The organism is Serratia sp. MMO-28 (genome assembly GCF_037199905.1).
Lineage (GTDB): Bacteria > Pseudomonadota > Gammaproteobacteria > Enterobacterales > Enterobacteriaceae > Chania > Chania oryzae.
The window spans coordinates 16,548-38,888 of record NZ_JBBCVB010000023.1 but is presented as its reverse complement, the minus strand read 5'-3'; the positions used below and the strand labels follow the sequence as shown (position 1 = coordinate 38,888).

Annotated in this window: 20 protein-coding genes and 2 pseudogenes; 9 read left to right on the top strand and 13 right to left on the bottom strand. The window is 55.1% G+C overall.

The annotated features are described in order from the left end of the window. Positions 1-43: 43 nt before the first annotated feature. Positions 44-208 (bottom strand): annotated as a pseudogene (locus tag WG891_RS19225) (3-hydroxybenzoate 6-monooxygenase); the annotation flags it as partial. Between the two features lie 85 nt (positions 209-293). Then, positions 294-866, bottom strand: a complete 573-nt coding sequence (gene smrA / locus WG891_RS19220) for a DNA endonuclease SmrA (RefSeq protein ID WP_337264183.1) — start codon at positions 864-866, stop codon at positions 294-296. A 190-nt stretch (positions 867-1,056) separates the two neighbouring features. Here smrA and WG891_RS19215 point away from each other — a divergent pair, with 190 nt between their 5' ends. Further along, positions 1,057-1,398, top strand: coding sequence for an MbeD/MobD family mobilization/exclusion protein (locus tag WG891_RS19215; protein WP_076944148.1), 342 nt, complete (start codon positions 1,057-1,059; stop codon positions 1,396-1,398). 65 nt (positions 1,399-1,463) lie between these two features. Continuing rightward, the gene (locus WG891_RS19210) at positions 1,464-1,910 is read left to right on the top strand and encodes a DUF1198 family protein (RefSeq protein ID WP_076944147.1); all 447 of its coding nucleotides are present in this window, start codon (positions 1,464-1,466) and stop codon (positions 1,908-1,910) included. Positions 1,911-2,168: 258 nt separating this feature from the next. Here WG891_RS19210 and asr read toward each other — a convergent pair. After that, positions 2,169-2,486, bottom strand: a pseudogene (asr, locus tag WG891_RS19205) (acid resistance repetitive basic protein Asr); the annotation flags it as partial. Positions 2,487-2,795: 309 nt separating this feature from the next. Between asr and WG891_RS19200 the strand changes: the two are divergent. Next, positions 2,796-3,104 carry a DUF883 family protein gene (locus tag WG891_RS19200; protein WP_076944145.1) on the top strand — a complete coding sequence of 103 codons (309 nt, stop codon included), beginning with the start codon at positions 2,796-2,798 and terminating at the stop codon, positions 3,102-3,104. Positions 3,105-3,190: 86 nt separating this feature from the next. On the opposite strand, the gene WG891_RS19195 is transcribed toward WG891_RS19200, so the two are convergent. Further along, complete coding sequence (locus WG891_RS19195) at positions 3,191-3,406, bottom strand: type II toxin-antitoxin system RelE/ParE family toxin (protein WP_337264181.1); 216 nt, start codon at positions 3,404-3,406, stop codon at positions 3,191-3,193. A 44-nt stretch (positions 3,407-3,450) separates the two neighbouring features. After that, entirely contained in the window at positions 3,451-4,806 is a 1,356-nt protein-coding gene (locus WG891_RS19190) for a 2-hydroxycarboxylate transporter family protein (protein ID WP_337264180.1), read from the bottom strand. Positions 4,807-5,133: 327 nt separating this feature from the next. On the opposite strand from WG891_RS19190, the gene WG891_RS19185 reads away from it, so the two are divergent. Both WG891_RS19185 and WG891_RS19180 read left to right on the top strand, forming a co-directional pair. Beyond that, positions 5,134-6,726, top strand: a complete 1,593-nt coding sequence (locus WG891_RS19185) for a sensor histidine kinase (protein ID WP_337264179.1) — start codon at positions 5,134-5,136, stop codon at positions 6,724-6,726. Between the two features lie 17 nt (positions 6,727-6,743). Then, positions 6,744-7,430 (top strand): response regulator, encoded by a 687-nt coding sequence (locus WG891_RS19180; RefSeq protein ID WP_337264178.1) that lies wholly within the window; start codon positions 6,744-6,746, stop codon positions 7,428-7,430. A 149-nt stretch (positions 7,431-7,579) separates the two neighbouring features. On the opposite strand, the gene ompL is transcribed toward WG891_RS19180, so the two are convergent. The 8 genes from ompL to yihU form a co-directional block, all read right to left on the bottom strand. Further along, a complete protein-coding gene (gene ompL, locus WG891_RS19175) occupies positions 7,580-8,275 on the bottom strand; it encodes a porin OmpL (protein ID WP_337264177.1) in 696 nt (231 codons plus the stop codon). A gap of 88 nt (positions 8,276-8,363) precedes the next feature. Next, positions 8,364-9,800, bottom strand: coding sequence for an MFS transporter (locus WG891_RS19170; protein ID WP_443006191.1), 1,437 nt, complete (start codon positions 9,798-9,800; stop codon positions 8,364-8,366). 161 nt (positions 9,801-9,961) lie between these two features. Then, complete coding sequence (locus WG891_RS19165) at positions 9,962-11,359, bottom strand: MFS transporter (RefSeq protein WP_337264176.1); 1,398 nt, start codon at positions 11,357-11,359, stop codon at positions 9,962-9,964. 83 nt (positions 11,360-11,442) lie between these two features. Then, on the bottom strand, positions 11,443-13,470 hold the full coding sequence (locus WG891_RS19160) for an alpha-glucosidase (protein WP_337264175.1): 2,028 nt from the start codon (positions 13,468-13,470) through the stop codon (positions 11,443-11,445). 55 nt (positions 13,471-13,525) lie between these two features. Beyond that, a complete protein-coding gene (locus WG891_RS19155) occupies positions 13,526-14,869 on the bottom strand; it encodes an L-fucose/L-arabinose isomerase family protein (protein ID WP_337264174.1) in 1,344 nt (447 codons plus the stop codon). A gap of 37 nt (positions 14,870-14,906) precedes the next feature. Next, a complete protein-coding gene (locus WG891_RS19150) occupies positions 14,907-15,950 on the bottom strand; it encodes an aldose epimerase family protein (protein WP_337264173.1) in 1,044 nt (347 codons plus the stop codon). Positions 15,951-15,967: 17 nt separating this feature from the next. Next, entirely contained in the window at positions 15,968-16,831 is an 864-nt protein-coding gene (locus WG891_RS19145) for a class II fructose-bisphosphate aldolase (protein WP_076944134.1), read from the bottom strand. 46 nt (positions 16,832-16,877) lie between these two features. Continuing rightward, positions 16,878-17,768 carry a sulfolactaldehyde 3-reductase gene (gene yihU, locus WG891_RS19140; RefSeq protein ID WP_337264172.1) on the bottom strand — a complete coding sequence of 297 codons (891 nt, stop codon included), beginning with the start codon at positions 17,766-17,768 and terminating at the stop codon, positions 16,878-16,880. Between the two features lie 215 nt (positions 17,769-17,983). On the opposite strand from yihU, the gene WG891_RS19135 reads away from it, so the two are divergent. From WG891_RS19135 to proW, 4 genes are all read left to right on the top strand, one after another. Beyond that, positions 17,984-18,880, top strand: a complete 897-nt coding sequence (locus WG891_RS19135; RefSeq protein ID WP_337264171.1) for a sugar kinase — start codon at positions 17,984-17,986, stop codon at positions 18,878-18,880. A gap of 37 nt (positions 18,881-18,917) precedes the next feature. Continuing rightward, positions 18,918-19,718, top strand: coding sequence for a DeoR/GlpR family DNA-binding transcription regulator (locus WG891_RS19130; RefSeq protein ID WP_337264170.1), 801 nt, complete (start codon positions 18,918-18,920; stop codon positions 19,716-19,718). Positions 19,719-20,028: 310 nt separating this feature from the next. Then, the gene (gene proV / locus WG891_RS19125) at positions 20,029-21,231 is read left to right on the top strand and encodes a glycine betaine/L-proline ABC transporter ATP-binding protein ProV (RefSeq protein ID WP_337264169.1); all 1,203 of its coding nucleotides are present in this window, start codon (positions 20,029-20,031) and stop codon (positions 21,229-21,231) included. Continuing rightward, positions 21,224-22,315: a glycine betaine/L-proline ABC transporter permease ProW gene (gene proW, locus WG891_RS19120; protein ID WP_337264168.1), complete on the top strand. Its 1,092-nt coding sequence runs from the start codon at positions 21,224-21,226 to the stop codon at positions 22,313-22,315. The genes proV and proW overlap by 8 nt, the downstream gene beginning before the upstream one ends. Positions 22,316-22,341: the final 26 nt, after the last annotated feature.

Here is a 22,341-nt window from a genome sequence, read left to right as displayed (position 1 = left end):
TTTTACTGCCAACGGCGTTTAACCGCGCCGTTGGCTTTGCCTTTTAACGTGGCTTCAGGCAGTTCTGCTCTTTCCATCCGTACAACCACGCCAACGCCCGATAAAACTCCTGCTGCGATTTGCCTTGCCACAACAGGTTGCGCACCGAACGCTCAACATCTTTGGCATGATACAGCCGCCCCATTTCACGGGTAGACCAAACGATGCGTGTTCTGGCGCAAAAACGACATTCCTTCCGGTGTGCGACAACGCTTTCTCAATCAGCCGATCGGCAATTTCGCCGGAGAAAACGCTTAACGGCTGCGTTTGGCGTGGCGTTCGAAGTTATCGGCCTTCGCCGCAGCAGATTTGCGCAGCGTCACATAGCAGGCACCGTCACCACCGTCGCGCGGCAGCGCCCGGCAAAAGGCCTGCACCTGCTCAAACTGTGCCAGCCATTTGGCCACGTAGCTGCGCACGATATTCGCGTGGCTCTGCTCTTCCCGCCCGCGGCCATGTACGATCAGCAGCGAACGCAAGCTCGCCTGCTGCGCCTGCATAATAAAGCGGAACAGCTCCTGGCGGCAGGTTTCTACCGGGCGCTTCAGCAGATTCAGGCTGGCCTGTGGCGGGTAGTGCCCGCTGCGCAGTTTGTCCAGCACGCCCTGCTGAATGCCTTCCCCCTTGTATTCCAACGGGATATCGCACGCAATAATGTCGAGAAAGCCGGTACTGAGGAAGTTTTCCAACTGTAACGCCTGCGCTTCGCGGCGGGCGCGTTTGTCGATGGGATCTTGCGGTTTAAAATACAGCGTCTGCTGCCCCTCGGCTAACGGGGTTACATCGGCCATGGCCTGCTCAAAAAAACCTTTGTCTTCGTTGCTCATTTCGCGTCACTCTCGGGGGAAGTTATGCCAACCAATAAACGACCTGAGGATCCTTGTGATGGGGAGAATAAAGAGGATTGTAAAACGCCCCGCACAGGTTGCAAGCCAGGAATTACCCGCAACGGGTGAGCTTCTGAGCCATTTTCGTTATACTGCAGGCCATCATCGAGTGCCGCAAAGGGAAAAAACCATGACAATGCGTGAACTGGATATCCAGTTTCAGAATGCAATGAATGAGTTGCAGGCCAGCTTTGAAAAACAGCACCGCGAATGGCAGCAAAGCTATCAGGCTTTGCAACAACAATTAGAAGCAGCCCAACAGCGAGAAATGGCACTGCGGATGCAGAATGAGCAACTGATGCGCAAACTGAGCACCGCCAGTTCCGTGCCGGAGCAACATGCGCTGATCAAGCAGATCAAAATGCTGGGGGCGCACCTGGATGCCCTGGCAAAAGACGCCGCCACCTTCAATCGCTATGCCCATAATCAGCAACACGCCAGCGGCAATTTCAGCGGCGAGCAACACGGATAATTTCAGGCGCTGTTTGCAGCGTCTCCTGCCAACTGCTGGCGCTCCAAAACGGTAAGACATCATCAATGACGTGGATCATCATCGCCGCCCTGATCGTAGTATTTATTATTGGTTACCGCATTCTGACTTCCGACACCCGCAAAGCGGTAGATTCGCTGGCACACCTGCTGAAAGTCAAACCGATGCTGATTGAGTCGATGCTGCAAGAAATGGGCAACCGCAACAGCCAGACGTTTATCCGCATGCTGAACAACGGCTACACCGAAGAGATGCATCAGGCCGCCTATCTTCTGTTTATCTATCTGACGTTTATCAAGCAGGCAGACGACGAACAGATTGGCCTGTGGCGCGAAGCGCTGTTGCGCGCCGGGCTGTCGCCAGAGCTGCATGCCGAGCACACGGAGGCCGCGCTGTTTTATTTCGCCGATCTGGATTTGGATGCGTTCGAACTGGCACAGTTCCGCCGCGCCTATAACGAGCGCTATAACCGCGAAGCCTTGGCTAATTGGTAAGTTTTCCCCGGTAAACGATGGGGATAGACAGCAGAAATAACAAAGAAAACCCGACGTCACCCAACCTCAAAGACTGCTGGTCAGGAACAGTTCCCAGGCAGTGGCCAGGCCACACAGCGTTACGGCACTGAAGATCACTTCAAACAGATAGCGGTTAATCATGATGACGTAACCTCAAAAGAAGACACCCGGAGAACCGGGTGTCAGGATATTTCACTGATGACGCGGAACCGTTAGCGGCTCCGCAGTCTTCACTTACTTAGCGGCTGGAGCAGCGGCTTTTTTGCTGGCTTTGTGGTGCTTTTTAGCTGCCTGAGCTTTTTGCTCTGGGGCTTTCTTGCTGTGTTTCTTGGCTTTAGCGGCCTGAGCTTTCTGATCTACAGCGGCTTTTTTGGTAGCTTTCTTGTGTTCTTTCTTATGATGAGTCGCTTTTGCAGGCGCTTTGTCACCACTTGCAGGAGCGGCCATGGTATCAGTCGCCGCTGGGGCAGCCGCCGGTGCTGCAGTATCAGCAGCGAAAGCAATTGAAGACAGACCCATAGTGGCAGCAACGATCAGCGCTAATACTTTTTTCATCTTTAATTCCTCAGAGAGTGTTTTTTCGGTAAGCCCCGTTTGGGCCGTTGAACAGATAATAAAGGAATCAATTCAGTACTTCCGTGAGTGATTGGTTTCGCCGAGTAACCAAATGTACAGAGCTCGTGAACCCTGTAGGCAAAGTTTGTTTAGTTCCATGATCCCAATCGCTGCCAACGGTGACTTTATCGCTGCCGGTTGCTGAAGATGGCCGATAGCGTGCCGAGATAATGACGAACTTTCCGCGCTCGCGCGCACAGGTCAAAAAATGGTCTATACTGAGGAGATATATGCGAAACGGAGAATCGAATGTTCAAGAAAGCCGAAAAAGTCGAACGAGACATCGATGAGGACGTAGCCCTGCTGGCCGATACGCTGGATGAGGTACTACGCGATTCCGCCAGCAAAACCAAAGAGGAGATAAGCGAACTGCACCGCAAGGCAAAAGGCGTTTTACGTGATGCCCGTGCGCGCTTCAACGACTCCAGCAGCCTGACGCAGCATGCACGTGACATGGCAGATCATGCCAATAGCTATGTGCGAGACAAACCCTGGCAGGGTGTCGGTATCGGTGCCGCCGTTGGCATCGTCATCGGCCTCCTGCTCGCCCGGCGTTAAACACCCCCTGTAGCTAAAAAGATGAAATAGATGTGCGTCTGGCCCACGGGAAACCGTGGGCCGTTTAGTTTTATACCCTTCATACTTCAAGTTGCTTGGGTATAGTAATACCCCAATTCTCTCTGGCTGCGGATCGCCAGCACAAGCGCCGTGTCGATATTGGGAATATAGCGGTAAAGTGCCACATAACCTCTGGCTTGATAACCAATCACCAGTTCACGCATCCCTTTATTTACCACTCGGCCGATCAGAGGGTTATGTTCCAGGACGGAAATAGCCTGAATAATCTCCTGGATCCTCAATATTCCCTTAAAAAACCCCGCCGGAAGGCAGGGTAATTCACACATCAGAAGAAATGTGCCAACGCCAGCAGCGACAACGAAACGTTAATCGCACCACCGATACGCGTGGCGATCTGGGCGAATGGCATCAGTGACATACGGTTACCCGCAGTCAGGATCGCCACATCCCCCGTTCCTCCCTGCCCGCTCTGGCAACAGGAAACGATGGCCACATCGATCGGGTACATACCAATCTTCTTGCCGACCAAGAAACCAGTGCCCACCAGCGCGCACACCGTTGTCACAATCACAATCAAGTTCTGCACGGTGAAGGCATTGACCAGTTCCTGCCACGGTGTGATCGCCACCCCCACGGCAAACAGAATGGGATAAGTCACCGCCGTACGGAAAAACTTATATACCACCTGCGAACCTTGCTGAATGCGCGGAGAGACCCCGTGCGCCAGCTTCACCGCCACGGCGGCAAACAGCATACCAACCGGCGCAGGCAGGCCAATCAGCCGGTTCAGCAACATCCCGACCATATACAGCAGGATCGCCAGCAGGGCACCACAGGCAATGGTGCTCACATCCACGCTCTTAGCGCTGGCCTGCTCGGCCACCGGCATCTCGCTCTCCCCCTGTTTGCTTGGCATCAGGCTGCCTTCGCCAGTTAAATGCGGGTAACGTTTCCCCATCTGGTTGAGCAAACCCGCGATCACAATGGCGGTCAGGCCGCCCAACATCACGATCGGCAGAATGCGCCCCAGTGCCACACCCTGCTCCATATGCAAGATAGCGGCATAGCCCATCGACAACGGAATCGCCCCTTCCCCGACGCCACCGGCCATGATCGGCAGGATCAGGAAGAAGAAAATCTGGAACGGATCCAGGCCAAGCACCATACCGACCCCCATCCCAACCAGCATGCCGACAACTTCGCCACACAGCATAGGCACAAAGATCCGCAAGAACCCCTGAATCAGCACCTGGCGATTCATACTCATAATACTGCCGACGATAATGCAGCAGATGTAGAGATAAAGAATATTGGTCGACTTATAGAATTTGGTGGTGGACTCCACCACCACATCCGGCAGCAGACCATAATGCACCAGCGCGGAAGGAATAAAGGTGGCACAGATGGCTGCGGCCCCCATTTTCCCCACCAGCGGTAAACGCTTACCGAACTCACCACAGGCAAAACCGAAGAAGGCCAGCGTGGCCACCATCACCACGATATCGCTGGGTAATTTACCTGCCAGACAGTCCAGTAAAATAAGCACCCCAGCCAGAATAAAGAATGGCAGCGGAATAATGCCTATTTGGTAATTATCCAGAATATGCCACCACTTTTCGCGCAGCGAACGCGGGGGCGTTTTATCTTTGGCAACGAGGTAGGAATCATCGGTTGTGCTCATAATCTGGCCTCTTATTTATTTGTCCGGCCATCATAGAGAAATGCACAGATTAACCGCTGTGATTATGTTCAAAGTTAAACAGGGTTTTTAATGGTGGTTATGGTTTCTATGGTGTTAATAGGCTTTATGTAAAATAACGCGTGGAGTTAATGGTGTTAACAATACTGCCATTTTAAATTTTACTGGCTTTATTGCACGACGATGCACTCATTAACCCGCACTATAAAGCTGCGCAGGCAGTCACAACGTGATCAGGGGCAAGATTACTTTAACGATGTCTCATGATAGGGTAAGTGCTCAAACAGACTTCAGGGCCAGCAGCAAACCATGTGGATAAAACTCTCATTTCAGATCAAACTGTTTCTCTGCCTGGTGGCCTTTTCCTCCCTGCTGTTGACGTTAATTGGCGCTTACACCTACTACCAACTGGATGCCCAGTTGCACCGCGATCTCGGGGCTCGCGCCCAGGTACAGGCACGGGAAATTGCCCTGATCCCGACGCTGGTCGATACGGTAAAGAATAATGATACCGACGGTATTGCCGCGCTGATGAATAAAATCCGTGCCAGCAGCGATGCCAGTTATATTGTGATCGGTGATAATCACACCATGCACCTTTACCATTCCGAACACAGTAACTTGCTGGGCACGCCGATGATCGGGGGGGATAATAAAGAGGTATTGGAAGGAAAAAGCATTATTTCTATCCGCAAGGGGGGAATTGGCGTTTCATTACGCAGCAAAGCCCCGATTATGGATGAAAATAACCAGGTAATTGGCATTGTCTCGGTGGGCTATCTGAAATCCCATATCGACAGTTTAAATGCCCGCACCCTGACGCAAATTGTCGGATCCATTGTCCTGCTATTAATCGCTTTATTTATTTTCTCCTGGTTATTATCCAAAAATTTAAAACGTCAGATGTTTTCCCTGGAGCCCAAAGAGATTGCGCTGCTGGTGCGTCAGCAAAAAGCCCTGCTGGAGGCCATTTATGAAGGGGTGATCGCCGTTGATCCACAGTTGCGTATCATCACCATCAACCACGCCGCCCGCGAGCTGCTGGATCTGCGCCAGCCCGCCAGCAGCCTGATGGGGCGCGAAATCAGCGAAGTGATCCAATCACAACCCGATTTCTTCAGCATGACGCAGTTAGAGCAAGATACGCACGACGAAGTGTGCCGTTTCAACCACGCTCGGGTGATCGCCAGCCGGATCAGGATCATGCAGGAAGAGGAATTGCAGGGCTGGGTGATCAGTTTCCGCGACAAAAATGATATCAACACCCTCAGCAGCCAGCTCAGCCAGGTGAAACGCTATGCCGATAATCTGCGTATCATGCGCCATGAACAGCTGAACTGGACCGCTACCCTGGCCGGTTTGCTGCATATGCAGCGTTATGACGAAGCCGTGCGCTACGTGGAGGCCCAGTCTGAAGGCGCACAGGAGATCCTCGATTTTATCTCCCAACGCTTCAGCTCTGCCGCGTTATGCGGCCTGCTGCTGGGTAAGTATGCCAGCGCGCGTGAAAAAGGCATTGAACTGCGTTTTGATCCGGCCTGTCAGCTGCGCCAACTCCCGGCATCGCTCAACGAAACCGAACTGATGTCGATTATCGGCAACTTGCTGGATAATGCGGTGGATGCCACACTGCATTGCGCTGCGCCGCACGACGCGGTAGAACTCTATATTAATGACAGCAGTAATGAACTGGTGATTGAAGTGGCAGATCGCGGCCCCGGCATCGCCGCGCAGGTGCGTGATACGCTGTTTGAACAAGGCGTCACCACCAAAGACAAAGGCGATCACGGTATTGGCTTGCATCTGGTGGCCAGCCACGTTGCGCAGGCGCATGGCAGTATAGAAGTGTCGGACAACGATCCGCACGGTGCCATTTTCTCGCTGTTTATCCCAAAGGCTTAAGCCCCCGGACTCACCCTATGCAACATGAAACATTGGACGTTCTGATCGTGGAAGATGAGCCGCAGTTGGCCACACTGCATACCGAATTTCTTGAGAAGAACTTTAACCTGCGGGTGGTCGCCTATGCCGCCACGCTGGCGGAAGCCAAAGCCAAAGTTAACGCTCATCAACCGCGCCTGATCCTGCTGGATAATTTTCTGCCGGATGGCCAAGGGATCGCGCTGATGGAAGAAGCGGCGGTGAAAAACCCGGCCTGTTCAGTGATCTTCATCACCGCGGCCAGCGACATGCACACCTGCAGCCAGGCGATCCGCAACGGCGCGTTCGATTACATTATCAAACCGGTGTCTTACCATCGGCTGCGTAATTCACTGGAGCGCTTTATCCAGTTTGCTCAGACGCAGCGCACCTTCAAGGTGATCGATCAAAGCAGTGTCGATGCGCTGTATAACCTGCACGCCAAGCAGTTTGCCAACGAAACCGGTGCCAAAGGGATCGAGGCCAACACGCTGGAACTGGTAAAGGCGTTGTTCAATAATCAACCGGATGTCGCGCATGCGGTAGAAGACGTGGTTGAACAGGTCGGCATCAGCAAAACCACCGCACGCCGTTATCTGGAACACTGCGTTACCACCCAGTTCGTTCGCGTCGAAATGCGATACGGCAATATCGGCCATCCACGGCGCTTGTATCGTAAGGTTTAGCCGAGCGCAGGCTTCCATTGCCATTGAACTGTCATATTACGAAGATATTCTGCAATGGCGATATCCCCTTGATATCAGCTTGTGCCGTTTAATATTGATGTGTGTCTATTTTAACCCGGCACCAAAGCCGGGTTTTTTGTCGTTGTTGTTCAAAAGGTATAGCGCAGCCCCACACGGATACGATATTGCTCCGCATTATAATCCAGCCAGCGATCCAACCATTGCAGTTCTAAATAAGGCATCCAGTGCGCGTCTATTTTATAACTGAACTTGTTGGTGATCTCCCAGTGGTGGCCTTTACCGTTTTTACTGTGGAAATCATTGACCCGAATAAAGTAATGCGGCTCGAAGGTATAATTAAGCTCATCGGTGAGTTTAAAGTTCCAGTAACTGGCAAACTCATGGGTATCATTACGCGCTGGCTGGCCGTTAAAATCGATGGAGTCATAGTTACTGCGGTTATAACGGTAACGCACGGTCAGGTTAAACATGGGCAGGAACTTATAGTTGTTATCCAGATACAGTGCCCCACCAGAGCCAGCGCTGTTTGAGTTAACCAACCCACCGGAGGAAACTGTCCATTTATCCGTTGGACGGAACAGCGGATACCAGCCCTCCAGCTCGTTATAACTGTGCTTTAGCTGATCAAACTTGCCAATGTTATAAGCATTGGTAGCCATCACTCCGGCACCGCCATCAAAGTTGTAGCCCGCACGCAGAATAACCTCATTCAACTCCGAAGCGGTATTGTAAGCTTCGCGCGTTTCCAGATAAGCGCGCCCGGCCTGAGCACTGGCCGAGGTAATTAATGCCGTAATCAACAGTAATGATTTCACTTTATTCATCTTGATTCCCCAAATGGTCTGGATAAAAGAGCGTAGTCAACCTGCCACCATGCAATAGCGCATGGCGGCAGAGTGCTATTTTTAATAATTAAATTTCTTTGATGGCTTGCGTGTTAACCACAGGTTGAAAGGTGACTTCTTTACCTTGATGGCCTTTACGCATATTAATTTCATTTATAATCTGCATAAACAGTTGCTCATTTAATTTGTAGAATGCCCCCATCATAATTGCCGCAGCCATCGCCAACAGGCAGGGGTAAATAAAGATCAACTGGCGTAAGCCTTCCAACACCGCTGGCGACTGCTCAATATTGGGGATATAGCCAATTTGCGTCAGCATGATTCCCGGCAGTAACCCCGCCAGCGCAGCGGAAATTTTGCGTGAGAAGGTATAACCGGTGTAAACCGAGCCTTCTGCCCGGATGCCGGTTTTCCACTCGCCGTAATCGACGGTATCTGGCACCAGCGCCCAGTTCAGGCTGTTAACAAACGCCGTACCAAAAAAGGCCATGCAGGAGAAAGCCACAAAAGACACCGAACTACTGCCCCACGCGTAATTCAACAGATCGCCCAGGCACCACAGTAACAACCCGCCGAGATAAACGCGTTTCTTGCCAAAGCGTTTTACCGCCGCTGGCACCATCAGCACGCCAATCAGAATGCAACCCATGCTGAAAAAGCCCATATAGGACAATAAATGGATATCGTGCAGCACGTACTGCGTGTAATAAACCTGGATCGCCAGCTTGATATTAAACGCCGCCAGCGTACACAGGTTGGCGAGACACAGCACCAGCAGCGGTGGGTTCTTGAAGATGCCGCAGAAGGATTTGAAGATCCCCGGTTTATGGTGATCCGGCACTACCTCAACATAGCGCTCTTTCACCCCGGTATAGCACCACCACATACAGAATACGCCGCAGGTAGCAAACACCGTGGCCGCCACCAGATAGCCGATCTCCGGGCGGGCAGTAAATAGCACCTGGATCGGCACAAAGCCAACGGTACACAACAGCAGGCCAAGCGTGGCCCCCCCCTGCCGCCAGGCGGCCAATTGCGCACGCTCATTCGGGTTCTTGGTGATCGCAGGCACCATCGCCCCGTAGGCACAGTTCATCAGGCTATAAAACAGGCCAAACAACATAAACAATACGGTGGCCAGCACGGTTTTGGCATTCAGGCTAAAACCGCTATTGAGGAAGTTAGCCACCGCCAGCAGCGCCACCGGCAGTGAGGCATAGAAAATAAAGGGGCGAAACTTGCCTTTAGCGCCGATATTACGCCGCGAATCCAGCAGCACGCCGGTCAGCATATCGGTGAAGGCGGTAAAGAATTTGGCGATCAAGAAGATCACCCCGCCGTAGATCGCGGGCAGCCCCAGAATGTCGGTATAGAATTTCAGCAGATACAGCGTGCCAATGCACAGCATCAGGTTAGAACCGAAGTCCCCCATGCCGTAGGCAAGCTTTTCACGCAGCGGCAACCGCAGCGTGACGGGATCGTTGTAGGGTATCGAGTCGGCCATATAACAGGTCCTTATTATTTTTATACCCTGCGTCTTTCAAGCTACAGCGTTGTTGGCTACACGCACTTGCCGCCTAGCTGTAACTTGAAATCCTGTGGGTATAGCATCCATTAATTACTGATAGCACTTATGTATCTATCGAATTAGCAGGTTGCATCTGTTTACACTGCCGGGCTCATCGTGCGCTTACGGGTTTCCAGCTCATCCACAATCTTGAGGTAGTTTTTCTCCGTCAGATGGTAGAACAGGCCCATGGTCAAGGCCGTCAGCACGGCCAAGCCGCAAGGGTAGATAAAGATCAGTTGCCGCAACCCTTCCAGCGTGCTCGCCGCTTGCTGCACATTAGGCACATAGCCGATATAGGCCAGCATCACGCCGGGGAAGAACCCAGCCAGCCCTTGGGAAACCTTGCGGAAGAAGGTAAAGCCGGTATAGACCGTGCCTTCCGAACGCACGCCGGTTTTCCATTCACCGTACTCCACAGTGTCGGACACCAACGCCCAGTTCAGGCTGTTAACGAAGGCGGTGCCAAAGAATGCCAGGCAGGAGAACAGCACAAACAGCGTGGAGGTGCTGCCCCACAGGTAGTTCATCGCATCGCCGAGGATCCACAGCGACAGGCCGCCTAGGTAGACGTTTTTCTTACCAAAGCGTTTCACCACCGTCGGCACCAGCAACACGCCGAGCAGAATACAGCCCATGCTGAAGAACCCCATGTAAGACAGCAGTGTAATGTCATTAAGCACGTATTGGGTGTAGTAGATCTGGATCGCCAGCTTGATGTTGAAACCGGCCAGCGTGCACAGGTTGGCGACGCACAGCACGAACAGCGGTTTATTGCCGGTGATGGCTTTAAAAGATTGCAGCAGGCCCGGCTTTGGTGCGCCCGGTTTCGGCAGCTCGACGTAGCGCTCTTTCACACCGGAATAGCACCACCACATGCACAGCATGCCAGCAAACGCGAAGATCGCCGCCGCCACCAGATAACCCACCTGCGCCTGGCCTTCAAACAGCGACAGGATCGGCACAAACCCGACGGTGCACAGCAGCAGCCCAATCGTCGCCCCGCCCTGACGCCAGGCGGCCAGTTGCGCCCGCTCCTGCGGGTTTTTGGTCATCGCAGGCACCATTGCGCCGTAGGAACAGTTCATCATGCTGAAGAACAGCCCGAACGCCATAAAGATCAGCGTGGCAATCACCGTTTTCGCCAGCACGTCGAGCGACATCCCAACGCCGATAAAGTTGGCGACCACCAACAGCGCTACCGGCATCGAAGCATACAGGATAAACGGCCGGAACTTGCCTTTGGGGCCGATATTGCGCCGGGAGTCTAGAATCAGCCCGGTGCCGATATCAGTAAAGGCGGTAAAGAAGCGTGAGATCAGGAAGATCAGCCCGCCCCAGGCGGCCGGGATGCCCAACACGTCGGTATAAAATTTCAGCAGGTACAGCGTACCCACGCACAACAGTAAGTTAGATCCCACATCGCCCATACCGTAGGCAAACTTCTCGCGCAACGGCAGCGTTAATTTAACCGGATCCTGGTTGACTTCACTCATGGTGATTCTCCTTGGAACACACCCAATCCCGAGGTAGCCGCCATAGCCGCAGGGGCCAATGGCGGCGACAGTTTTTTTTATGCTTACAGCGCCTTTAACGAGGCAAACAGATCGGCCCACTCACTGTTGGCGCGGTAGAACACCGGCGGCTGGCCGATTGGTGCCGCTACCGTCACTTCACACCCGCCGCTGTGCGGCTCACCGGTCCACAGGTTGATCCAGCTATCCTGCGGCAGATAGAGCGTCCAATTACTGCGCCCTTCTTCATGCACCGGAGCCACCAGCAGATCGCGGCCAAACAGGTATTGGTATTTCAGGCTGTAGGTGTGCGCATCCTCTTCGTAATGCAGGAACAGCGGGCGCATCACCGGCAGGCCCGATTGCGCGTTCAGCGCCACCGCCTGCTTGATGTAGGGCTTCATGGCGCTGAACACCCGGCTCATACGGGCGAACTGGCGGATAGTTTCCACGTCATGATCGAACTGCCAGTTATCGTCCGGGCGGTTACCCTCGTGGGTACGCATCAGCGGCGTAAAGGCGCAGAATTCACACCAGCGCATCAACAGCTCTTTGCTGCGCTTCATGTCGAACAAGGTGGTGTAACCGCCGATATCGCTGTGGTGCAGGCCGTGGCCGGTCATGGCCAACGACAGCGCCGCCGGGATCACCGAGGCCAGGCCGTCGTCCAGGCTCCAGTCGACGTTCTGATCCCCCGCCCACATCATCACCGAATATTTCTGGCTGCCGGTGTAGCCTGCGCGCATAAAGAACAGGATCTCCCCCAGCTTGCCGCTTTCCACCAGCGCGTCGTAGTTGCACTTGGCCCATAGCGCAGGCCAAGCGTTATGCATGATCTCCGCATCCACGCCGTTGTGCATTACGGTGTCGGTTGGCAGGTATTCGCCAAAGTCCGCCATCCAGCCGTCGAGGCCGAACTCAATCAGGTTCTTTTTGATGACGTTTTTGTACCAGTCATAAGCCTCTGGTTTGGTGAGATCGACCACTCCGGCATAGAACTCACCGAATTCGACCTGATAGTCGTTACCGCTGTAGTCCTTAGTCAGATAGCCCTGCTCGGCGGCTTCGGCGTACAACTCTTTTTCGATCGCCACATAAGGGTTGATGTAACCGAGGAAACGCACGCCCTCTTTCTTCCACTGGGGAATACGCTTATCCAGCTCAGGGTACAGTTCGCTATCCCAGCGCCAGTTCCACATCAGGCGCTTGCCGAACGAGGTGATGCGGCGGCCTTCCCAGTCTTGTGCCCAGATGCCGCTGACCTTGACGCCGTGTTCGCGCATCAGATCCAGCTTCTGCTGGCAAACCTCTGTGCCGCCCTGAATGCCGAGGATCACGCCGTCATACACCCAGTCCGGCAGCTCCGGCTGGCGCCCCAGCAGCGCGGTGAGCTTCTCCAGCAGGCCGATGTAGCTGCTGGCGCAGTCAAAGCGCAGCACGGCCTGATCCTGCCAGATCGCCAGTTCGTGGAAATCAGGAGCAGAAAAATCAAAGTTCATGTAGCAGCTGTTTTCTACATGGCAGTAATACTTCTGGCTGCTGACAAAGGTCGGCTGCGGGAAGAACGTCCAGTAATAGTCGCCACCGGCGTTCTCTTTGCAGTCCGCCTGCCAGGTGACGTAGCTCTGCTTGTTGCGGCCCACGCCCTGCTCGCTGGTCCACAGTGGGAACGGCTTGCCGCGCAGATCAAAGTAGGAAAACTGCTCGCCGCAGCCGTAAACGTGATCGGCCTGCTGAGCCGCCAAACGCAGCCACATACGGTTGTTGGTCTGGTCGCTGTTGTGCAGCTGCATTTCCAGCCGCCCTTGCGCATCGGTGGTGATGTGCAGCGTGCTGTGCGCCACATCGCCACGGCTGAACCGGATGTGCCAGCCCTGCCCCTGCGGGGTGATGCTGACATCGGTCAGCGCCAGCTTTTCACTGAGCTGGTCTTTAATGCTGAAATTGCCGCGGAACATGTCGATATCCGCCTTGCCGCGCCCGATCCACAGGCAAGGGGCCTCCGGGGTGTGGCGCAGCAGCACGCGCTGCTGAAAAGTCAGGGTAAAGCCACCAGCCTGTTGCGTCAGTTCCAAGCCTTGCTGAGAAGTCATGTTCAATTCTCCAAAAGGTTAAATACGGTATATTGCGAAAGCGTTAGCGCCACGCTTAGGTCAGCTCAATCACGGCCAACCCAAGCAGATCGGCCACTTTGCGCAGCAGCGGGCGATGTTCGCCGTACACCAGCGAGGTGTGATGCTCCATCCCGGCAGCGATCAAGCGCTGGCGGTAGGTGTCGGCATCCACATCCAGCCGTGCGGTGCCGGCGGTGCCGGAAAACGCCAGCGGAGCCTTGATCATCTCGCCGCCGGCCAGCATCAGGCGCAGCTTGCCTTCCCCCTGGGTAATGCGGCACAGCGTGATGCGCCCCGGCTTGAGGGCAAATTCAGACAGCAGTGGCAACTTGCGGTTGGAGTGGATGGTGGCCTGCACCGGCCCATCGCGATCGGCCATTTCGATCGGTGCCTGGCCGCAGTGCCAGAACACCACGCTGTTGTCCTGCGGATCGATATCCACCAGATCGGTATTGAATGCGGCATTGCCAGACGCCCACTGCGCCATCAGCGAAGAAAGCACGCCAAACATGTCGGCTTCGCAGCCGCAGGGCACCTTGTCTTCGTTCATCAGCGCCAGCGCGCCGCAGGCGGCACAGCCGTAGTCGGTGAAGAAATCCGGCCAGCAGCGCACGGCAATGCCGGTGTAACCTTCTCGCTGCGCTTTTTCCCGCAGGGCCGAGTACACCTTGAGGGTTTTGCGGGTGGCGCACTGGTCCATTTCTGCCAGATTGGGGAAGTCTTTAGCGCGGCGGGCATAAGGCGCATCGGCCACGCTGTCCGGCAGCGCTTTCACTTCGTCGATAAACTCCAGCACCGGCTGGCGCGTCACTTCCACGCCAAAGTGCTGCTTCAACTGTTGCTGGTTGTAGTTACAGGCGTCAAAACCCAGCGGATGCTCGCCGATCACCATCACTTTGGCCTGCTTGAAGCGTTTGACGATCGCCGCCGCCTGCGCCAGTTGCTGTAATTCGTTGATGACACGGCTATCGCTCGGCAGGCCGTGCAGGGTCTGTACCTTGATCGCTTCACGGCTCAGCGCGTGGCAGGCCAGATTCACCCCGCAGAACGAGTTCAGGCGCAAACGGCCACCGGTACGCGCCTCTGGGAATGACCACAGCGCCGTTGGCACCGGGAAATCACGCACCACTTCGGTGGTCAACGAAGCATCGGTAAAGGTCACCTGCAGGATCAGCAGCAGATCGAGATTGGCCTGTTTGAGCGCGGGTAGCGCCTTCAGTGCCGATTCGGCATCGAACTGCAGCATCGGTTCCCCAACCAGTTCGATCTCCATACCGCTGAGCGCCTGCCAGGCCTGCGCCAGCATTTCCTGCGCATACGGCACGTCAAAGGTGTTGCGGCCTAACGCCAGCACGCCGACTTTTGCTTTATTTGTCATTATGTTGCTTCCAGTAATCGGTGAAGTTAATCAACAGCTATGCCAAGGTGCTGAAACGGTGCTCGGTACGGCTGAGATACTTTTCACCTGGGCGTAACACCACGTTGCTGAAGTGGGCGTGGTGGATGCTGTCGGGGAAGGCCTGCGTTTCGAGGCAGATGCCGGAAAACGCCTGATAACGATGCCCTTCCTTGCCGTTCCAGACTTTATTGGAGAGCTTGAAGGCGTTATAGAACTGCATGCCCGGCAGCGAGGTGTGTACCTCCATCACACGTCCGCTGTGCGGGCAAATCAGGCTGGCCGCCGGGCGCAGCGCGCCGTCACAGGGTTTGAGCACGTAGTTCATATCAAAGTCCTGCGCCGGGCGGTGCAGCATCGCATCCCCCAAACGGCGGGCGTTGCGGAAATCAAACGCCGTCCCCGCCACGCGGCGGATCTCGCCGGTGGGCAGCATGGTGCTCTCATCCACCGGCGTGATGAAATCCGCTTCGATCTTGAGTTGCTGATCGTGGATCAGGTGCGTATGGCCGCGCAGGTTGTAATGGCTGTGATTCACCAGATTGACCAGCGTCGGCTTATCCGTTTGCGCTTCAAAGCTCAACGTCATCACGTTGTCTTCGGTCAGGCCGATGCGGTGGCGCACCTGCAGGTTGCCCGGATAGCCTTCCTCGCCGTCGGCAGAAGTACGGCTAAAAATAATGCCGTCGCCGTCTTCCTGTGCCTGCCAGACATACTTGTCAAAACCGCGCACTCCGCCGTGCAGATGCTGGCCGGTGGTCAGTTCGTTGGTGGCTAACACGTATTCCTGGCCGTCAAGCTTAAAGCGCCCACCGGCGATGCGGTTGGCACAGCGCCCGGCGATCGCGCCAAAGAACGGGTGCCCGGCCTGGTAAGAGGCCAGATCGTCAAACCCCATCACAATATCTGCGGCCTGGCCGTGCCGATCCGGCACCCACAGTTGGGTGATGATGCAGCCGTAATCAGTCACACACAGCCGCATGCCGTTAGCGTTGTTCAACGTGAACAGGGAAACCGTCTGTCCTTGATGCTCACCAAAATGCTGGCGTTGAATGGTTGTCATAGTCTTTCCCTAATGGTTTAAAACTGTGCCGCCTTGCCGTTGCTGCCAAACAGCCGGATTTTTTCCACCACTTTCTCTTTCATCACGTCGCGGCCATGCCCAAGCGAAACCGCCAGCACAAACTCTTCCGGGTCTTTGTTCAGCACTTCCGCCACGCCTTGGGTGAAAGCCTGACGCAGTTCGGTATCCACGTTGATCTTGGCCACGCCCAGCGCCACCGCTTTACGGATCTGCTCATCCGGCACGCCGGAACCGCCGTGCAGCACGATGGGCTTACGGACGATTTCGCGGATCTCATGCAGGCGGTCAAACGCCAGCTTAGGTTCCTGCTTGTACAGGCCGTGGGCGGTGCCGATCGACACCGCCAGATAGTCCACGGTGGTCAGTTCGGAAAACTTCAGCGCTTCATCACTGCTGGTGATCAGGGCGTCTTTTTCATCGACCGAGATGTCGTCTTCGGTGCCGCCGATCTTGCCGATCTCCCCTTCCACGCCGATATTCAACGCGTGGGCCACATCCGCTACCGCACGGGTGATACGCACGTTTTCGTCGAACGACAGATGCGATCCGTCAAACATCACCGACTGGAACCCTGCCTGCACCGCCTGCATGGTTTGCGCAAAGCTGCGGCTGTGATCGAGGTGAATACATACCGGCACGGTAATGTCCTGCATAAAGGCATCGATCATCGCTTTCATCGGCTCCAGGCCCATCACGCTGATCACTTTCTGGCCCACCTGAATCATAATCGGCGCCTGTTCCTGCTCGGCGGCCAGCAAAATGGCGCGAATGGTTTCAGCGTTATGGGCGCTGAAGGCACCGATGGCGTAGCCGTTTTTCCACGCGTGCTGAACCATGGTGTAACCGGATAAATAAGGCATTTTCTCTCCCCTGTGCGCGCTGAATATCAGGCGCTTGTCATCTCAATTAATGTTTGCCAGCCAAGCCGGAAGCCGCGCGAACCTGCTCCAGAATGGCGCTCCAATCCTGACGCCCGCGCCCGCTGGCGCGTGCCTGGCTATATACTTCGCGCGCCGCCGCGCCCAACGGCATGGCAACGTGCAACTGGTTGGCGACATCCAGCGCGATCCCTAAATCCTTGTGCGCCAGGTCGATCATGAATGCCGGGCTGAGATCGCCCTTCAGCACCTTGTTCGGCCAGGTGGTGGTGAAATGCCCTTTGCCTGCTGGCGTGCCGCTCATCACTTGCAGCGCCACGTCGAACGACAGCCCCAAGGCTTCACACAGCACCGCCGCTTCGGCCGACAGCGCGTTGAGGGCAATGCTCATGTAGTTGTTGATCAGCTTCACGCGGATGCCCATGCCCGGCCCACCGGCGTTGATCAACTCCGAGCCCATCGCCATCAGCACTGGCGTAGCACGCTGTACCTGTTCGGCGGTACCACCGGCCAGGATCAGCAAGGTGCCTGCTTGAGCGTGATCGGAAGTGCGCCCTACCGGGGCGTCCATCAGGCTGAAACCGCGCGCCTGCATGTCGGCAATCAGCCGGTCGGTTTGCAGCGGATGAATGGTGGACATGTCGATCACCAGCGCCGCAGGCGACAGCGTGCTGCACACCCCTTCGGCACCGAACAGCACCTCACGCACCAGATCGCCGTTTGGCAGCATGGTGATCACGAATTCTGCATCCAGCGTCGCCTGCGCCGGGCTGGCCGCCGCCGTTGCCCCCTGCGCCACCAAAGCGCTGACCGCCGCTGGGCTGATATCAAAAACGCTCAGCCGGTGGCCCTGTTTAATCAGGTTGCTAGCCATCGGCGCTCCCATTTGCCCTAGCCCGATAAATGCGATCTGTGCCATGGTTCTCTCCTGTTTGTTACGGTTGTCCGCTTTGTGTCAACTTATGCGTCACAATACAGACCGTTTTTGTCTGTTTTTGATCGTATTTGTAATTTATAGTCAAAAAATTGACATGCGTCACTCTTTTAACATTTGAGAAAATTAAAATGGTGGCATCGTGATCGGCCGCCACTTTTTGGCGCAAACCGTTTTGGCAACAACAGAGGACCCAGACCATGACTCGCATTGCCTGTGTAGGTATTACGGTGCAAGACCGTTTGTATTACGTGGAAAAGCTGCCACAAGGGGGCGGGAAATATGTCGCCAATGACTACCGTGAAATCGGCGGCGGCCCGGCGGCAACCGCCGCTGTCGCCGCGGCCAGACTGGGAGCAAAAGTCGACTTTATTGGCCGCGTTGGTGACGATGCTACCGGGCAAACGCTGCTGGCTGAATTAGCCAGCTATGGCGTCAACGTCGGCTACACTCGCCGTTACCCGCAGGCGCGTTCGTCACAGTCGGCGGTGCTGGTGGATGCTCAGGGTGAGCGGATCATCATCAATCACCCGAGCCCGGATCTGCCAGAAGAGGCCGACTGGTTGAGCGAAATAGACTTTAGCCAGTACGACGTGGTGCTGGCGGATGTGCGCTGGCATCAGGGGGCCCTGGCGGCTTTTACGCTGGCGCGCCGCGCCGGAGTGACCACGCTGCTGGATGCCGATGTGACACCGCAGGATATCCGCCCGCTGGTGGCGTTAGCCGATCACGCCGCCTTTTCCGAACCAGGCCTGGCACGCATGACGGGGGAGACGGGAGCAGAAAAAGGATTGCGGTTAGCAAAAAATGACAAAAACGGACAAGTTTATGTCACTCAAGGCAAGCAAGGGTGTTTCTGGCTGGAAAACGATCGGCTAAAACATCAGCCGGGCTTTAAGGTCGAGGTGGTGGATACCACCGGCGCTGGCGACGTTTTTCACGGTGCACTGGCGGTCGCGCTGGGTTCGCAGCCGGATACCGCACAGGCGGTACGCTTCGCCAATGCAGTTGCCGCACTGAAGTGTACCCGCCCCGGCGGGCGGGCGGGCATCCCCAACTGTGATCAAATAGACTCTTTCCTGGCCAGTTTTGTATAAAATGATCAACTGATGACAATATTGAAGAGAACTGAACATGAGTCTGACTGAACTTACCGGCAACCCGCGCCACGATCAGCTGATTCAGTTGATCGCCAAACGCGGCTACATGAATATCGACGAACTGGCCCAGTTGCTGGCGGTTTCAACCCAGACGGTACGGCGCGATATCCGCAAGCTGAGTGAACAAGGGCTGATCACCCGCCATCACGGCGGGGCGGGGCGCGCCTCCAGCGTGGTCAACACTGCGTTTGAGCAGCGCGAGCTCTCTTATACCGAAGAAAAAATCGCCATCGCGGAGGCGATCGCCGATTACATTCCCGATCGCTCAACGGTGTTTGTCACCATTGGCACCACGGTTGAGCATATCGCCCGGGCGCTGATGAATCACAGCCACCTGCGGATTATCACCAATAGCCTGCGGGTGGCGCATATTCTGTATAAAAATACCGAGTTTGAAGTGATGGTGCCAGGCGGCACGTTGCGCCCCAATAACGGCGGCATTATCGGCCCCAGCGCGGTGACGTTTGTTGAAGGCTTTCGCGCCGATTATCTGATCACCAGCGTGGGGGCGATCGAGGCCAATGGCGATCTGTTGGAATTCGATGTTAACGAGTCCAGCATAGTGAAAGCGATGATGGCCCATTCGCGCCATATTCTGCTGGCGGCGGATCACACCAAATTCCACGCTTCTGCGGCGGTAGAGATTGGCAATACCCGCCAGGTCACGGCTCTTTTTACCGACGCACCACCGCCGCTGCCGCTGGAAACGCTGCTGCAACAACAGCAGGTGGAACTGGTGGTCACCTCAGCCACCGCTGAAGAACCGACGCTTTGATTTCTGGCGGTCAATCCGCCGGATTTTCAGTTAATCATTAATGCGCGCATAGCCTTATTCTGCGTGCATTAATTGGCCCATATTATCCATCAATTACAGCGACTCATTATCCACGAAATACACCCATAATTAGGCATTATCAACACGCCTGAAACAGCCTAATTAACCCATCGCATAATCCCTCAACCGACCATTATATTGACATTAAGGGTTGTCTCAGATTGTCAGTATGTTAGGGTATATAGCACTCTTATTTTCTATTAGGAAATTTTTATCGCTCGATAATACATCACAGGAAAAAGATATTTGCATGGCAATTAAACTCGAAGTAAAGAATTTATATAAGATATTTGGTGAGCACCCGGAACGGGCATTTAAGCTGATAAAAAGAGGCCTGACAAAAGATCAGCTACTGGAAAAAACAGGGTTATCATTAGGCGTAAAGAACGCCTCTCTGGCCATTGAAGAAGGCGAGATATTTGTCATCATGGGGCTTTCCGGTTCCGGTAAATCCACCCTGGTACGCCTTCTCAATCGTCTGATAGAACCCACGCGCGGTCAGGTGTTGATTGACGGTGAAGATATCGCCCAAATATCTGATACCGCGCTACGTACGGTGCGGCGAAATAAGATCAGCATGGTGTTCCAATCATTCGCGTTAATGCCACATATGAACGTATTAAATAATACCGCTTTCGGCATGGAATTAGCGGGAATACCGTTACAGGAACGCCAAGAAAAAGCGCTGGATGCCTTGCACCAGGTTGGGCTGGAAAATTATGCCCACGCTTACCCTGATGAACTCTCTGGCGGTATGCGCCAGCGAGTGGGATTAGCCCGCGCGCTGGCAAATAACCCGGATATATTGTTAATGGATGAGGCCTTCTCTGCGCTTGATCCGTTAATTCGTGCCGAAATGCAGGATGAACTCGTCAAATTACAGGCTAAACATCAGCGTACTATCGTGTTTATTTCCCACGATCTGGATGAAGCTATGCGTATTGGCGATCGTATTGCCATTATGCAAGGCGGCGAAGTGATTCAGGTGGGAACACCGGATGAAATATTAAATAATCCGGCCAATGATTACGTGCGCACGTTCTTCCGCGGCGTGGATATCAGCCACGTTTTCAGCGCCAAAGATATTGCCCAACGCCGCCCGGTTACGCTGATCCGTAAAACCCCCGGTTTCGGCCCGCGCTCGGCGCTGCAGCTGCTGCGCGAGGAAGACCGTGACTATGGTTATGTGGTTGAACGCGGTGAGAAATTTATCGGCGTGGTGTCGATAGACTCGCTCAAGCAGGCGCTGGCGGCCAAGCAAACGCTGGACGATGCGCTGCTGGATACCCCGTTCCCCGTGCCTGCGGATATGCCGCTGAGTGAGTTGATCTCACTGGTAGCGCAAGCCCCCTGTGCCGTGCCGGTGGTAGGGGAAAATAACAACTATATCGGAATCATTTCCAAGGCCATGCTGTTGCAGGCTTTAGATAAAGAGGGCCCAACGAATGAGTAATCAACAGGATCCGTGGGCAACCGCTTCCACAACCGTCAACGATGCCAGCGCCGCCGTCAGCAGCGATCCCTGGTCAAGCAGCGCACCGGCCGCCCATGATGCCGTCAACCAGGCCGCACAAGGCGCCGACTGGCTGAACAGCGCTCCGGTTCAGCCGGAACACTTTAGCCTGCTCGACCCTTTCCATAACACCTGGATCCCCTTGGATTCGTGGGTCACCGAAGGCATCGGCTGGCTGGTGCTGCATTTCCGCCCGCTGTTCCAAGGTATTCGCGTACCGGTAGATTTCATCCTTAGCGGTTTCCAGCAACTGCTGTTGGGCATGCCAGCCCCGATCGCTATTGTGCTGTTCTCGCTGATAGCCTGGCAAATCACCAGCCTGGGGATGGGGGTGGCAACGCTGGTGTCGCTGGTCGCCATCGGCGCGATCGGTGCCTGGTCGCAAGCGATGGTTACGCTGGCGCTGGTGCTCACCGCACTGTTTTTCTGCATCCTCATCGGCTTGCCGTTGGGCATTTGGCTGGCGCGCAGCAAACACGCCGCCAAAGTGATACGGCCGCTGCTCGACGCCATGCAGACCACGCCCGCTTTCGTCTATCTGGTGCCGATCGTCATGCTGTTCGGTATCGGCAACGTGCCGGGAGTGGTAGTGACCATTATCTTCGCGCTGCCGCCGATTGTGCGCCTGACCATTCTGGGCATCAACCAGGTGCCGGAAGATCTGATCGAAGCCGCCGAATCTTTTGGTGCCAGCCCACGTCAGTTGCTGTTTAAAGTGCAACTGCCGCTGGCGATGCCAACCATTATGGCCGGCGTTAACCAGACGCTGATGCTGGCGCTGTCGATGGTGGTGATCGCTTCAATGATTGCCGTCGGTGGCTTGGGCCAGATGGTACTGCGCGGGATTGGCCGCCTGGATATGGGGCTGGCCGCCGTCGGTGGGGTGGGTATTGTCATTCTGGCGATTATCCTCGATCGCCTTACCCAGTCGCTGGGGCGCGATCGCCGCAGCAAAGGGATCGGCCGCTGGTACGCCCACGGCCCTATCGGGCTGATGACGCGTCCGTTTATCAAAAAAGCCTGACTCAACCGTCTGTCTTATTGTCTTTA

Excerpts from the sequence above, each read along its gene's own strand:
- smrA (WP_337264183.1), bottom strand. The coding sequence starts at position 866 with ATGAGCAACGAAGACAAAGGTTTTTTTGAGCAGGCCATGGCCGATGTA.
- WG891_RS19215 (WP_076944148.1), top strand. The coding sequence starts at position 1,057 with ATGACAATGCGTGAACTGGATATCCAGTTTCAGAATGCAATGAATGAG.
- WG891_RS19210 (WP_076944147.1), top strand. The coding sequence starts at position 1,464 with ATGACGTGGATCATCATCGCCGCCCTGATCGTAGTATTTATTATTGGT.
- WG891_RS19200 (WP_076944145.1), top strand. The coding sequence starts at position 2,796 with ATGTTCAAGAAAGCCGAAAAAGTCGAACGAGACATCGATGAGGACGTA.
- WG891_RS19190 (WP_337264180.1), bottom strand. The coding sequence starts at position 4,806 with ATGAGCACAACCGATGATTCCTACCTCGTTGCCAAAGATAAAACGCCC.
- WG891_RS19185 (WP_337264179.1), top strand. The coding sequence starts at position 5,134 with ATGTGGATAAAACTCTCATTTCAGATCAAACTGTTTCTCTGCCTGGTG.
- WG891_RS19180 (WP_337264178.1), top strand. The coding sequence starts at position 6,744 with ATGCAACATGAAACATTGGACGTTCTGATCGTGGAAGATGAGCCGCAG.
- ompL (WP_337264177.1), bottom strand. The coding sequence starts at position 8,275 with ATGAATAAAGTGAAATCATTACTGTTGATTACGGCATTAATTACCTCG.
- WG891_RS19170 (WP_443006191.1), bottom strand. The coding sequence starts at position 9,800 with ATGGCCGACTCGATACCCTACAACGATCCCGTCACGCTGCGGTTGCCG.
- WG891_RS19165 (WP_337264176.1), bottom strand. The coding sequence starts at position 11,359 with ATGAGTGAAGTCAACCAGGATCCGGTTAAATTAACGCTGCCGTTGCGC.
- WG891_RS19160 (WP_337264175.1), bottom strand. The coding sequence starts at position 13,470 with ATGACTTCTCAGCAAGGCTTGGAACTGACGCAACAGGCTGGTGGCTTT.
- WG891_RS19155 (WP_337264174.1), bottom strand. The coding sequence starts at position 14,869 with ATGACAAATAAAGCAAAAGTCGGCGTGCTGGCGTTAGGCCGCAACACC.
- WG891_RS19150 (WP_337264173.1), bottom strand. The coding sequence starts at position 15,950 with ATGACAACCATTCAACGCCAGCATTTTGGTGAGCATCAAGGACAGACG.
- WG891_RS19145 (WP_076944134.1), bottom strand. The coding sequence starts at position 16,831 with ATGCCTTATTTATCCGGTTACACCATGGTTCAGCACGCGTGGAAAAAC.
- yihU (WP_337264172.1), bottom strand. The coding sequence starts at position 17,768 with ATGGCACAGATCGCATTTATCGGGCTAGGGCAAATGGGAGCGCCGATG.
- WG891_RS19135 (WP_337264171.1), top strand. The coding sequence starts at position 17,984 with ATGACTCGCATTGCCTGTGTAGGTATTACGGTGCAAGACCGTTTGTAT.
- WG891_RS19130 (WP_337264170.1), top strand. The coding sequence starts at position 18,918 with ATGAGTCTGACTGAACTTACCGGCAACCCGCGCCACGATCAGCTGATT.
- proV (WP_337264169.1), top strand. The coding sequence starts at position 20,029 with ATGGCAATTAAACTCGAAGTAAAGAATTTATATAAGATATTTGGTGAG.
- proW (WP_337264168.1), top strand. The coding sequence starts at position 21,224 with ATGAGTAATCAACAGGATCCGTGGGCAACCGCTTCCACAACCGTCAAC.